This window comes from Bacillus sp. JNUCC-22, assembly GCF_018861275.1.
Taxonomy (GTDB): domain Bacteria; phylum Bacillota; class Bacilli; order Bacillales; family Bacillaceae; genus Bacillus; species Bacillus velezensis.
In genome coordinates, this window is sequence record NZ_CP076408.1 from 889,939 (window position 1) to 903,155 (window position 13,217).

The window sequence follows — 13,217 nt, forward strand, 5'->3', positions numbered from 1 at the left end:
CCTATTAAAAAAGGAGAGATTCATATGGAGATTCTTTGGTTTATTCCGACGCATGGTGACGGCCGGTATTTAGGGACGCAAACGGGAGGGAGAACGGCGGATCATCTTTATTTTAAGCAAGTGGCACAGGCGGCGGACAGACTCGGGTATACGGGGGTTCTGCTGCCGACGGGGAGATCATGTGAAGACCCGTGGCTGACGGCTGCCGCTTTAGCGGGGGAAACGAGTGACTTGAAATTTTTAGTGGCGGTCCGTCCGGGACTGATGCAGCCGTCTGTCGCCGCGAGAATGGCGTCGACAATGGATCGGCTGTCAGACGGCCGTTTGCTCGTAAATGTCGTAGCGGGCGGAGATCCTTATGAACTGGCGGGAGACGGCATGTTTATCAGCCACGATGAACGTTATAAGGCGACTGAAGAATTTTTAACCGTCTGGCGCGGACTCATGCGGGGCGAAACGGTGACATATGAAGGGGACCATATCAAAGTGGAAAACAGCAATCTGCTGTTTCCGCCAAAGCAGTCTCCGCATCCGCCATTATATTTCGGCGGTTCATCACAGGCGGGAATTGAGGCTGCGGCGAAACATACAGATGTCTATTTAACATGGGGAGAGCCGCCGGAGCAGGTAAAAGAAAAGATTGAAACTGTTAAAAAACAGGCTGCCAAGGAAGGAAGGACGATGCGTTTTGGCATCAGACTTCACGTGATTGTCCGGGAGACTGAGGAAGAGGCATGGGAAGCGGCTGAACGATTAATCAGCCATTTAGACGAAGAGACGATTGCGAAAGCGCAGGCTTCGCTCCGGCGGGCTGATTCTTCGGGACAAAAACGGATGGCCGATCTCCATAACGGTGACCGCTCGAAGCTTGAGATCAGCCCGAATCTCTGGGCCGGCATCGGACTGGTCAGAGGCGGAGCGGGCACGGCGCTTGTCGGTGATCCGCAGACTGTCGCTGCTCGAATTTTAGAGTATCAGGCACTCGGCATTGAGACGTTTATCTTTTCAGGCTACCCGCATCTGGAAGAAGCTTATTATCTGGCTGAACTCGTGTTTCCGCTTCTGCCGTTTCAGAATGAACGGACTAAAAAGCTTGAGCGCAGACTGGGTGAAGCAATGGGCAACGACCATTTTGCAAGAGGAAAGAAAGCGAAAGTCTGATGACGTCGCAAGGCGAATAATTGACGGCGGGCGCTTTCTGCGGATTCATTTCCGGGGAAATGCCGGCAGTGAAGGCGGGTATTCACCCGCCTTTTTAAGCGCTTAGCTTGCACGATACTCATATGGATGATATGATACAAAACGTAATTATTACGATTTGTTAGGAGTGCTGAAATGGCAAAAAAATCAAAAGTGATCAAAGAGCTCAAGCGGCAGAAGCTTGTTGAACAATATGCGGACATCCGAAGAGAATTAAAGGCAAAAGGAGACTGGGAAGCGCTGGGCAAACTGCCGCGTGATTCTGCTCCGGCCAGGCTTCATAACCGCTGTACGGTGACGGGGCGGCCCCGCGGATATATGAGAAAATTTAAATTGTCCAGAATCGCATTCAGGGAGCTGGCGCATAAAGGCCGGATTCCCGGGGTGAAAAAAGCGAGCTGGTAATGTAAAAAACTCCGGATCTGTCATGAACCGGAGTTTTTGCCGTGCTTATGAAAAGTGAAAACATAAGCCAAATGCTGAATCATCATCAGAATGAAAATCAAAAGAATCGGAAAAAAGGGTAGATGCGGCTGAATCAGCGGATAAAACAAAAGCAGAACGGCTGCGGCCGGCAATGAGAAGTAAACGGCGATATACGAGGAACGGCAAGCTTTAGCCGTCATCATTCGTTCTCTTTCATCCTGTTCCTCAAATTCATCGGGCACAAGCCTGTGCTTTTTGCCGTTCCGTTTTTTCTTTTCGGCATAGATATACAATGCGGCACAAACGGTAAACAGCAGAAACGGCGTGATATTCAGCTCAAATGAACCGCTCCCCTCCGTTTGGAAAAACTGAGCGATCCGCGGCGCCGCTTCCATAAAGGAAATAAGTGTCCAGCAGGCCAATCCGTAGAGTGCAAGGTGAAAACACGCTTTTCTTTTCAAACTCATTTTTTCTCCTCCTCCAGCCAGAAAACTTCCTCCATCGGCAGGGAGAAAGCCCGGCAGATGTTAAGCGCCAATAAAAGTGAAGGCACATAATCTCCTTTTTCAATCGCTGCAATCGTCTGTCTGGTGGCTCCGGCTTCTTTTCCGAGCGTTTCCTGAGAATAGCCGAATCTGGCTCTCAGCTCTTTTACTTTATTTTTCATCATCAGGCGTACCTCAAGTTTTCTTCTTTTTTATATTGTATGAGACTCTTAACAAAATGTAAACCCAACTTAACATGTGGACAAAAAAAGAATTTTTTTCGACAAATTTTTTAACATTCCCTTGACGAAAAAAAAATAAACATGTAATATTAGAAACATCAAATCGGTACTGACAAAAAATAATTTTAATGCGGGTGTAGTTTAGTGGTAAAACCTCAGCCTTCCAAGCTGATGTCGTGAGTTCGATTCTCATCACCCGCTCCATACATACGTTATTAACGCAGTGTTTCGTTTCTCTGATAAACGAAGTATTGCGTTTTTTTATGTGAAAAAAGACACGAAGGCGTGTCTTTTTATGAAAGCCAAGAGACGGTATGCGTGCCTCCGTGAATTTGTTCAAACATTTTTGTTAAGGATGATAGCAGCTCATCCGCCGCGTCGGCATGAAATGAAGGCGGGAAAAAGATCAGCTGCAGCATTTTCCTTGTGCCGGGCGTGACAGGGCGTGTATTGATATGTCCGGTGAAGTCGCCGAAAACGCCGTCCGGGCCGGAGAAAGACAGTACGCTTTCTTTTTCTCCGATCGTAATCGAAATCGGTTCATCTATTTCTGCGGCGTCATACGCCATGATAGGCAATGAATATTTCAAGGAGAAAAAAAGTATGGTATCATGGGCTGAATTCACACTTTCAATGAATCGTTCCCGGGAAATATCGCCGAGCATAAGCTCCATCGGCGTTTTTTGTCCTGAAAAGGCGGGACTGAGCTGTTCCATTATACGCGCCCACTCTTTTACAAAAGGCTGCTCTTCTATACCGCCGTCAGCATAATCAAAGTAAAGAGATTCTTGAAATAAACGGAGGCGGCCTTTCAGCATTTGCGGAGCAGGCCCGACTTCGATCTGTTCATATAAGACGGCTGCCGCTTTGATCCCCGGCACCCGTTCAGCAATAAGTGGATCTAAACTGATGTTCAAGTGTGTTCACTCCATTTCGGGATGATAAAACTCTATTATACCTGTGCGGGAGCCTGATCACAAAGAAAGGAGGCTGTGCAAAAAATGAATATTCATAAACTGAAAGAGGAATTAATCGAATACGCCAAAAGCATCGGAGTCGACAAAATCGGGTTTACGACGGCTGATACGTTCGACAGTCTGCGGGACCGGCTGATTCTTCAGGAATCACTCGGCTATTTATCCGGTTTTGAAGAGCCGGATATTGAAAAACGGGTTACTCCGTCTTTGCTTCTCCCGAAAGCCAAATCAATCGTCGCCATCGCCCTTGCGTATCCTTCCAAAATGAAAGATGCGCCGAGGAGCACGAGGGACGGGCGGCGCGGCATTTTTTGCAGAGCTTCCTGGGGGAAGGATTATCATGACGTGCTGAGGGAAAAGCTTGATCTGCTGGAGAATTTTCTCCAAAGCAAACATGAGGATATCCGCACGAAGTCAATGGTGGATACAGGAGAATTGTCCGACAGGGCCGTGGCTGAACGGGCGGGAATCGGCTTCAGCGCCAAAAACTGCATGATCACCACGCCTGAATACGGCTCTTACGTCTATCTGGCTGAAATGATCACCAATCTGCCCTTTGAACCGGATGTGCCGATTGAAGATATGTGCGGTACGTGCACAAAATGTTTAGACGCGTGTCCGACCGGCGCACTCGTCAATCCCGGACAGCTTAACGCCCAGCGCTGTATTTCGTTCCTGACCCAGACAAAGGGATTTTTGCCGGATGAGTTCCGCACGAAAATCGGAAACCGTCTGTATGGCTGTGACACGTGCCAGACGGTCTGTCCGATTAATAAGGGGAAAGATTTTCATCTTCATCCGCAGATGGAGCCTGATCCGGAAATCGCAAAGCCGCTGTTAAAGCCGCTTTTGACCATAAGCAACCGCGAATTCAAAGAAAAATTCGGACATGTATCGGGATCATGGCGCGGCAAGAAGCCGATACAGCGGAATGCGATTTTAGCTTTGGCTCATTTTAAAGATGCCTCGTCTCTTCCGGAATTAACGGCCTTGATGCACCAAGATCCGCGCCCCGTTATCAGAGGGACGGCCGCCTGGGCCATCGGGAAAATCGGTGATCCTGATTATGCGGGGGAATTAGAAAAAGCGCTTCAAAAGGAGCAGGATGAGGAAGCTATACGGGAAATTGAAAAGGGACTGGAGCTGTTATCGGTTTCTGATAAGACTAAAACCGGCCGGTCCTGACATATGTATAGAGAAAAAGCACTTGGCGTGAGTTCAAGTGTTTTTCTTTATAAAACAGTATGGTGGGTGGAGCGCTTGAAGCATATTATTGAAGATTTAGCGGAGGCCCGGCTTCATTATTTAATCAACGGAACCGAGATGAGGCACAATGGGCAGCCCGGCGATCTTGAGGTCCTGACGAGAAAAAAAGAGCTGTTTGAAAAACGGAAAGTTGACATCGTGAAAGCGAAGGCAAAAGCCGTCATTGTCAAAAGCAGCCTTGAGGACGACGGCACGTTATGCATCATGTACACGATTCATTTCGAATATTTGTGCAAGGAGCATGACGGACACCTTTACTTAGAAGAGCAGATTGAGGAACGGACTGCATTTCTCTATGATCGGCTTTTGATTAAAGACCGGGAAGTAAAGAAAAAACCGGCGGGATTTTCTGACGGAAACAGTGTAATTGAATATGAGCGGAGTGAACGGGAAGATTTCGGGCGGGCGTTTCAATACGACCGTCTGGCTGCCGTGCAGTATGCGGAGAAGTTTTGGAATAAACGAAATCCCGCTTATAAAAATTTCAGCGACAACTGCACCAATTTTATTTCCCAATGTTTACATGCCGGAAAAGCACCGATGCGGGGGCATCCGAACAGAGGCTCAGGCTGGTGGATGAAGGCAAGCTCGTGGAGCTACAGCTGGACGGTCGCGCATTCGATGAAGATGTATCTGGCCCAATCCAAGGCAGGGCTTCGCGCGGTGCAAGTATCAAGAGCTGAAGAACTGATGCCCGGAGATATCATTTGCTATGATTTTGAAGGAGACGGCCGTTTTAATCATACGGCGATCGTGGTCGCAAAAGATAAAAGCAATATGCCGCTCGTCAATGCCCAAACGTATGACAGCAGGATGAGATATTGGTCATATGAGGATTCAACGGCGTATACTCCTTCCATCAGATATGCGTTTTTTCATATTACGGATGATACGACAAAAGAGTAATTAATGATATAATGGTGGGCGGAATAAAAAACAGAGGTGAACATCGTGGCATTACATGTCGTTTTATATCAACCCGAAATCCCGGCCAATACGGGAAATATCGCACGTACTTGTGCGGCAACAGACACAACGCTTCATTTGATCCGCCCGCTCGGATTCTCAACCGATGATAAAATGCTGAAGCGCGCCGGACTCGATTATTGGGAGTTCGTCAACGTCGTATATCATGATTCATTGGAAGAGTTATTTGAAGCATATGAGAACGGAAAGTTTTTCTTCATTACAAAATTCGGTCAAAAGCCGCACACATCATTTGACTACTCAAATACGGAGGAAGACTTTTTCTTCGTATTCGGCAGAGAAACGAGCGGACTTCCGAAAGAATTAATCGAAAACAATATGGACCGCTGCCTGCGTCTGCCGATGACCGAGCATGTGAGATCATTAAATCTGTCCAACACGGCCGCGATTCTTGTATATGAAGCGCTGCGCCAGCAAAATTACAGAGATTTGACGTGAGAAAAAACGCCCGCATCCGGGCGTTTTTTTATTGAATAAAAAAGACGGACAGCAGCTGTTCACAGCATTTTTATATTTCAGGCTTAACAACGTAACAGTGTTATGTTACAATACTTTCATCGAAGGAGCTGGATTCATGGAGGAACAACTGATTTCTAAAAAAGAATTGCTGGAAGAAACATCAATCTCATACGGGCAGCTGTACCGCTGGAAACGGAAAAATTTAATTCCTGAAGAATGGTTTATCCGAAAATCAACATTTACAGGCCAGGAAACATTTTTTCCGAGAGCGGAAATATTAAAACGTATCTCAAAAATACAGAAAATGAAAGAAAATCTGTCTTTGGATGAAATGAGAGAAATGCTGTCTCCGCAAATGACTGATGTCAATATAACGTCTGCGGAGCTGCTTCAAAAGGGACTGATTTCAAAAGCCGCGCTGCAAGTTTATGGCGAAGACGGTGTGACATTCACGTCCCGCGCGCTGCTGTCTTTATATGTGCTTGAAGGGCTTTTGCAATCGGGCAATATCAGCCTTGAGGAAGGAAAATTGGCGGCAGGGGTGCTGAAAACGTATGAGGCTTCCGAACTGAAAGCGAATACGGAGCTTGTCATGCTCCGAAAGCTTGGCGTAACGACGTGCTTCATTGCAGACGCGGAACATATTTTATTTGAACCGACTGTCAAAGTGGTTGAACGGGTGGCGCTTGCTGCGGCATCGGAAGAATTAAAAACGAAATGGATGCAGGAGGACCATCAATGGAAGTAACAGATAAATTAATCATCAACGGTTCAGGAAGTTCAAAAGGAGGCCGTTTTCATACAGTGGAGATCAACGGAAGCGGCACGGTGTCAGGTGATGTGGAGTGCGCGAGCTTTTTGTTTAACGGCAGCGGAAAAACAGACGGACATGTCAAGACGCAAACGCTGACGATCAGCGGTTCGGGGAAAATTTCCGGCAGTGCCGAAGCTGAATCCATCCGTATCAATGGAACGGGTGTCATTAAAGGTGATGTCAAAACGGAGCGGCTGAACGTCGCGGGATTTTCATCTTTCGGCGGTGTGAAAGCTGATGATATTTTCATATCCGGGAAAGCCGCGATTGAAGGCGATTGCGAGACAGAGACGTTCCGTTCGGAAGGCAAATGCAAGATCGGCGGCCTGCTGAATGCCGATGAAGTCAGTATTAAGCTGGCGGCGGGAGAAAGCCATGTGAAAGAGATCGGCTGCCGCCATTTGAAAGTGATGAGCAGAAAGAGCGTGCTTACGCGTTTTAAGCTGATGCCGGCCCCGGTGCTGACAGCGGAGCTGATTGAAGGTGACATCATTGAATTGGCGGACACGAACGTGAAGACAGTCCGCGGAAATCATGTACGGATCGGCCCAGGCTGCACCATTGGGACTGTGGAATACAGCGGCGATTTTACATGTGATCCTTCCGCTTTGGTTAACAAAGTCGTGAAACGATAGGAGGAACTGCGATGGAAACGACAAAAAAATTGAGTCATTTAAAAATGTACGGAGCCGGACACGCCTCCGGCGGCTCCTACCAAAATGTAAGCATTAAAGGGGAAGGAACTGTCGGCGAAGGACTTCAAAGCGAACGCTGCCGAATATTCGGTACGGGACTTTTTCTCGGAGATGCCGAGATCAACAGGCTGAAAATTTTCGGAGAGCATGAAGTTGCAGGAGATTTATCAGCACGTTCAGCAAATGTGATGGGCACATTGAAAGTCGGCGGCTCCATGCGTTTCGCCACGATGAGGCTGAAAGGACTTGCTGAAATTGGCGGCGGGGCCGCGGGAGAGCGGTGTCATATAAAAGGCAGTCTCACCGTCGGCGGCGATTGCGAGACGGAGCTGCTTCATGTAACAGGATGTATCAATGTGGCGGGATTGTTAAACGCAGGGGACGTAAACATCCATTTGCGTTATGACCGAAGCCGCGTGAAAGAAATCGGCGGCACATCGATCACCGTCAGACGGAAACCCGGTTTTCTTAAACGGAAAGCCGGCACGCTTTCTGCTGAATTGATCGAAGGAGACGCAATTTACCTCGAATACACGGAAGCGGACATCGTCAGAGGAAAGCATGTGGAAATCGGCCCGGGCTGCAAAATCGGAAAAATCGAGTATCAAACAAGCTGCAAATCTCATGAAAAATCAACTGTCCAAGAACATATTCAAATATGAAACATTGTTATGTTGTATAGGAAAGGGTGCTCTTTATAAAGAGCACCCTTTTGCCGTTATTTGTTTTCAGGTTTGCTGTCGTAACCCGCCGTAAAAATGGATACTAAAAAAGTGAGAATGACCCCAAGTAAAATGATCGTTTTCATCATTTCTCCTCCTCTTTGCTTTTCCATTTGATGTCCGAGTCTGGATGAAACTGTATTTCTTTCATTATGAACGGTGCACCGGACCCTTGTCAATGACGGCCTTGTAACGTCTTTATTTTTAAGAAACGAAAAGCATGTATTATCACGTCACCGCATAGATTGTAACAAAGTACCTTATTTCTAGTGCATTAACCATGATAGAGGAGGTTCTTATGGATATATTAAAGAAAATTGAAAAGTACAGAGAGGAAGAGCAGCGTCTCAAATGGGAAGGGACGTTCGCTGATTATTTGGAGATGATAAAAGAAAATCCATTGGTCGCGCAGTCTGCTCATTCTCGCGTTTTTAATATGATAAAAGACAGCGGAATCGAGGAGGATGACGGTAAAAAGACATACAGCTTTTTCTCGCGGGAGCTGTTCGGCCTTGAGGAATCTCTGGAACGGCTCGTGGAGGAATACTTTCACCCGGCTGCCAAGCGGCTCGATGTAAGAAAACGGATTTTACTATTGATGGGACCCGTCAGCGGCGGAAAGTCAACTCTTGTCACCATGCTGAAAAAAGGGCTTGAAGCCTACTCATTGACAGACAACGGCGCTGTTTACGCCATTAAAGGCTGCCCGATGCATGAAGATCCTCTCCATCTCATTCCCCATCATCTGCGCGACGACTTCTACAGAGAATACGGCATCAGAATTGAGGGCAGCCTTTCTCCGCTTAATGTCATGCGGCTTGAAGAAGAGTACGGCGGCAGAATTGAGGATGTAAAGGTTGAACGTATATTCTTCTCGGAGGATAAACGTACCGGAATCGGAACCTTCAGCCCGTCTGACCCGAAATCACAGGATATCGCCGACTTGACGGGGAGTATTGATTTTTCAACGATTGCCGAATACGGCTCAGAATCAGATCCGCGCGCTTATCGGTTTGACGGTGAATTAAATAAAGCGAACCGCGGAATGATGGAGTTTCAGGAAATGCTGAAATGCGATGAAAAATTTCTGTGGCACCTTCTGTCACTCACGCAGGAAGGGAATTTCAAAGCCGGACGGTTTGCGCTCATCTCAGCCGACGAATTGGTTGTTGCGCATACGAACGAAACGGAGTACCGCTCGTTTATTGCCAATAAGAAAAATGAAGCCCTTCACTCAAGGATCATCGTGATGCCTGTTCCTTATAATTTAAAGGTGTCAGAGGAAGAACGGATTTATGAAAAAATGATTTCTGAAAGTGATGTTTCTGACGTACACATCGCCCCCCATACATTAAAAGTGGCCGCGATGTTTTCTATTTTGACCCGGCTGAAGGAACCGAACCGCTCTGATATTGATCTCGTCAAAAAAATGAGGCTTTATGACGGAGAAAGCGTTGAAGGTTACAATTCCGTTGATCTTGAGGATATGAAGAAGGAATTCCATGATGAAGGAATGAGCGGAATTGACCCGCGCTATGTCATCAACCGCATTTCCTCAACAATTATCAGAAAAAATATGGAATCGATCAATTCGCTTGACGTGCTGCGTTCCTTAAAAGAAGGACTTGACCAGCATCCGTCCATCTCCGCCGAGGACAAAGAGCGGTATATGAATTTTATTTCCGCCGCCAGGAAAGAGTACGATGACATCGCTAAAAAAGAAGTGCAGAAGGCGTTCGTCTATTCATATGAAGAATCCGCGAAAACTCTCATGGACAATTATTTAGATAATGTGGAAGCGTACTGCAATAAAAATAAGCTCCGCGATCCGCTGACGGGTGAAGAAATGAATCCTGACGAAAAACTGATGAGATCCATTGAAGAGCAGATCGGCATTTCAGAAAACGCGAAAAAAGCGTTCCGCGAAGAAATCTTAATCCGCATATCCGCCTATGCAAGAAAAGGAAAACGCTTTGACTATAATTCGCACGAAAGACTCCGCGAAGCGATTCAGAAAAAGCTGTTCGCAGACTTAAAAGATGTGGTGAAAATTACGACCTCCACCAAAACGCCGGATGAACAGCAGCTTAAAAAGGTCAATGAGGTAGTGGCAAGGTTAATAGATGAACACGGCTATAATTCGACAAGCGCTAATGAACTGCTGAAATATGTCGGAAGCTTGTTAAACCGCTGATGTTTGATTTCATTGAGAGGCCCGTCTGTAAAAGGACGGGTTCTTTTGTCTGTTTTTCGCAATTGTTTGTCAATTGGAGAGTCCGGCCGGCATAAGATAAAAATAAATCTTTTCGCCGGACTTGTTTCATAAACAGGACCAAGCCGGAATACACATGTAAAACGACCATAACGGTTAAGGAGGGGAATTCATGTCCCGTAATGACAGCGGAAATTTTTTGATTTCAGAGGAAGACTGGTCCCTCCATCGCAAAGGCTTTGACGACCAGCAGCGCCACCAAAAGAAAGTACAGGAAGCGATAAAAAACAACCTTCCGGATCTTGTCACTGAGGAAAGCATTATTATGTCCAACGGAAAAGATGTCGTGAAAATCCCGATTCGTTCGCTTGATGAATATAAAATCCGTTATAACTATGATAAAAATAAACATGTCGGCCAAGGCGACGGCGACAGCGAAGTCGGCGATGTCGTCGCAAGAGACGGCGCAGATAAAAAGCAGGGTGCTGGAAAAGGCCAGGGAGCAGGCGATCAGGCAGGCGAGGATTATTATGAAGCGGAAGTTTCATTGATGGATCTGGAAGAAGCGCTGTTTCAGGAATTAGAACTGCCGAATCTGCAGCAAAAGGAAAGGGACAATATCGTCCATACCGATATCGAGTTCAATGATATCCGGAAAACCGGGCTGACAGGGAATATTGATAAGAAAAGGACGATGCTGTCGGCCTATAAACGAAACGCCATGACAGGCAAGCCGTCGTTTTACCCTATTTATCCGGAAGATCTGAAATACAAAACATGGAATGATGTGACGAAGCCGGAATCGAAAGCTGTCGTTTTAGCGATGATGGATACAAGCGGTTCGATGGGCGTATGGGAAAAGTATATGGCGAGGAGCTTCTTTTTTTGGATGACACGATTTTTACGGACAAAGTATGAAACGGTTGATATCGAATTTATCGCCCACCATACGGAAGCGAAGGTCGTGTCCGAAGAAGATTTTTTCTCGAAAGGCGAGAGCGGGGGCACCATCTGTTCCTCCGTTTACCGGAAGTCTCTTGAATTAATTGATGAAAAATATGACCCCGCCCGCTACAATATCTATCCCTTTCATTTTTCAGACGGAGATAACCTGACTTCGGATAACGCCCGGTGCGTAAAGCTCGTCAATGACATCATGAAAAAATCGAACCTGTTCTGTTACGGTGAGGTCAATCAATATAACAGGCATTCCACCCTCATGTCCGCCTATAAAAATGTCAAAGATGATAAATTTAAATACTACATCCTGAAACAGAAATCAGACGTATTTCAAGCGCTGAAAAGCTTTTTTAAAAATGAGGAAGCCGGTGTAAGCAAAGCATCGTATGAAATATAAAGCCGAGTGAAGAATCGTGCGGCCGCGGTTCTTCACCCGGCTTTTTTAAATTAAAAATAAAGAGAAAAAACGGCATAAAAAAAATCCTTAAAAAATGAAACTTTTCTCTTTACAAACCTTCTTTCATTTATTAATATTTTATCTTGTGAACTATTATTAAGGGAATGAGGTGAAAATACGGTGATTGAATCAGAGCTCGCTTTGCTCAGTTTTGAACAACTGTTTGATACTTCCAGATCGATTTACAAAAAGCAGAAAATGATTCTGGAAACAGTTCTTGAACCTTTTGATATTACAGTGCTGCAGTATCTGCTGATGTTCAAAATACATAAGAGCAAAAGCACGCAGCTTTCAAGGCTGGCTTTGTCGCTTGATCTGAAACCGGCGTCTGTCACGAGAATGACCGATATTCTGTATAAGCGCCGCCTAATGGTTCGGAGCGACTATCACGACGACCGGCGTGTTGTTATGATTCAGTTAACCGAAGAGGGGGAAGAACTTCTAAAGAAAGCTGCTGTTCAATATGCCGAAAAAGCGGCGGTCTTATACCGGCAGCTCAATACCGCTGAACTGCAGTACCTGCGCAAGCTTGCGGAAAGTTTAACGAAGCTTGCAAACGGCTGTGCAGTGAAAAACGGAAAATAAAAAAATCCCCACATATTTTTATCATCATTCCACAAAATGATAGAGGAAGAAACGAAAGGAGAAAACAAAATGAACAGAGGACGTTTAATTCTGACCAACATTATCGGTTTGATTGTTGTTCTTGCAATTATAGGCGGAGGTGCTTACTACTATTATCAAAGCACACACTATGTAAAAACCGATGAAGCAAAAGTTGCCGGCGACATGGCTGCTATCACAGCTCCTGCTGCGGGTAAAGTAACTGACTGGAACCTTGATGAGGGGAAAGAAGTAAGCAAAAACGACGTTGTTGCAAAAATCAAAGGACAGCAAAATGCTGACGTAAAAGCCATCATGGATGGAACAATCGTGAAAAACGAAGTGAAAAACGGCCAAATGGTGCAAGCCGGTACGACAATTGCCCAGGAAATTGACATGAAACACCTTTACATCACTGCAAACATTAAAGAAACAGACATTAGAGACATTGAAGTAGGAAACAAAGTAGACGTAATTGTTGACGGCGACCCTAATACAACATTTGACGGAACAGTAGAAGAAATCGGTTATGCGACAAATTCAACATTTGATATGCTGCCTTCTTCAAACTCAAGCGGCAACTACACAAAAGTAACGCAAAAAGTTCCTGTTAAAATTTCACTCAGCAACCCATCTGACAAGGTGCTTCCTGGTATGAACGCATCTGTAAAAATCTCTGAATAATACAGATCAGTCATCAAACCATGAAGGG

Annotated in this window: 15 protein-coding genes and 1 tRNA gene; 13 read left to right on the forward strand and 3 right to left on the reverse strand. The window is 45.9% G+C overall.

Annotated elements, in window-relative coordinates; translation table 11 throughout:
- Positions 1-24: 24 nt before the first annotated feature.
- Positions 25-1,161, forward strand: a complete 1,137-nt coding sequence (ssuD, locus tag JNUCC22_RS04555; protein WP_072588928.1) for an FMNH2-dependent alkanesulfonate monooxygenase — start codon at positions 25-27, stop codon at positions 1,159-1,161.
- A gap of 174 nt (positions 1,162-1,335) precedes the next feature.
- Positions 1,336-1,605, forward strand: a complete 270-nt coding sequence (rpsN, locus tag JNUCC22_RS04560; protein ID WP_015239450.1) for a 30S ribosomal protein S14 — start codon at positions 1,336-1,338, stop codon at positions 1,603-1,605.
- Positions 1,606-1,625: 20 nt separating this feature from the next.
- Here rpsN and JNUCC22_RS04565 read toward each other — a convergent pair whose 3' ends face one another.
- Together JNUCC22_RS04565 and JNUCC22_RS04570 are read right to left on the reverse strand one after the other, a co-directional pair.
- A complete protein-coding gene (locus tag JNUCC22_RS04565; RefSeq protein WP_012117138.1) occupies positions 1,626-2,093 on the reverse strand; it encodes a hypothetical protein in 468 nt (155 codons plus the stop codon).
- Positions 2,090-2,293, reverse strand: a complete 204-nt coding sequence (locus JNUCC22_RS04570) for a helix-turn-helix transcriptional regulator (protein WP_003155407.1) — start codon at positions 2,291-2,293, stop codon at positions 2,090-2,092. Before JNUCC22_RS04570 ends, JNUCC22_RS04565 begins: the two co-directional genes overlap by 4 nt.
- A 190-nt stretch (positions 2,294-2,483) precedes the next feature.
- Between JNUCC22_RS04570 and JNUCC22_RS04575 the strand changes: the two genes are divergently transcribed.
- Positions 2,484-2,557, forward strand: a tRNA-Gly gene (locus tag JNUCC22_RS04575).
- Between the two features lie 89 nt (positions 2,558-2,646).
- Here JNUCC22_RS04575 and JNUCC22_RS04580 read toward each other — a convergent pair.
- Positions 2,647-3,270, reverse strand: a complete 624-nt coding sequence (locus JNUCC22_RS04580; RefSeq protein WP_015239451.1) for a hypothetical protein — start codon at positions 3,268-3,270, stop codon at positions 2,647-2,649.
- 84 nt (positions 3,271-3,354) lie between these two features.
- On the opposite strand from JNUCC22_RS04580, the gene queG reads away from it, so the two are divergent.
- From queG to JNUCC22_RS04630, 10 genes are all read left to right on the forward strand, one after another.
- Positions 3,355-4,515 carry a tRNA epoxyqueuosine(34) reductase QueG gene (gene queG / locus JNUCC22_RS04585; RefSeq protein ID WP_015239452.1) on the forward strand — a complete coding sequence of 387 codons (1,161 nt, stop codon included), beginning with the start codon at positions 3,355-3,357 and terminating at the stop codon, positions 4,513-4,515.
- A 75-nt stretch (positions 4,516-4,590) separates the two neighbouring features.
- Complete coding sequence (locus tag JNUCC22_RS04590) at positions 4,591-5,502, forward strand: amidase domain-containing protein (protein ID WP_216062163.1); 912 nt, start codon at positions 4,591-4,593, stop codon at positions 5,500-5,502.
- 36 nt (positions 5,503-5,538) lie between these two features.
- Positions 5,539-6,021 carry a tRNA (uridine(34)/cytosine(34)/5-carboxymethylaminomethyluridine(34)-2'-O)-methyltransferase TrmL gene (gene trmL, locus JNUCC22_RS04595; protein ID WP_007610253.1) on the forward strand — a complete coding sequence of 161 codons (483 nt, stop codon included), beginning with the start codon at positions 5,539-5,541 and terminating at the stop codon, positions 6,019-6,021.
- 136 nt (positions 6,022-6,157) lie between these two features.
- Positions 6,158-6,790, forward strand: a complete 633-nt coding sequence (locus JNUCC22_RS04600; RefSeq protein WP_015417094.1) for a YhbD family protein — start codon at positions 6,158-6,160, stop codon at positions 6,788-6,790.
- On the forward strand, positions 6,781-7,491 hold the full coding sequence (locus JNUCC22_RS04605; protein ID WP_150941086.1) for a polymer-forming cytoskeletal protein: 711 nt from the start codon (positions 6,781-6,783) through the stop codon (positions 7,489-7,491). Before JNUCC22_RS04600 ends, JNUCC22_RS04605 begins: the two co-directional genes overlap by 10 nt.
- A gap of 11 nt (positions 7,492-7,502) precedes the next feature.
- The gene (locus JNUCC22_RS04610) at positions 7,503-8,213 is read left to right on the forward strand and encodes a hypothetical protein (RefSeq protein ID WP_060562068.1); all 711 of its coding nucleotides are present in this window, start codon (positions 7,503-7,505) and stop codon (positions 8,211-8,213) included.
- Positions 8,214-8,571: 358 nt separating this feature from the next.
- Positions 8,572-10,467: a serine/threonine protein kinase PrkA gene (gene prkA, locus JNUCC22_RS04615; RefSeq protein WP_216062164.1), complete on the forward strand. Its 1,896-nt coding sequence runs from the start codon at positions 8,572-8,574 to the stop codon at positions 10,465-10,467.
- Positions 10,468-10,657: 190 nt separating this feature from the next.
- Positions 10,658-11,842 (forward strand): sporulation protein YhbH, encoded by a 1,185-nt coding sequence (gene yhbH, locus JNUCC22_RS04620; RefSeq protein WP_007408433.1) that lies wholly within the window; start codon positions 10,658-10,660, stop codon positions 11,840-11,842.
- Between the two features lie 180 nt (positions 11,843-12,022).
- Positions 12,023-12,487, forward strand: coding sequence for a MarR family transcriptional regulator (locus JNUCC22_RS04625; RefSeq protein ID WP_003155389.1), 465 nt, complete (start codon positions 12,023-12,025; stop codon positions 12,485-12,487).
- 36 nt (positions 12,488-12,523) lie between these two features.
- On the forward strand, positions 12,524-13,189 hold the full coding sequence (locus JNUCC22_RS04630; protein ID WP_007610259.1) for an HlyD family secretion protein: 666 nt from the start codon (positions 12,524-12,526) through the stop codon (positions 13,187-13,189).
- The last annotated feature ends 28 nt before the right edge of the window (positions 13,190-13,217 follow it).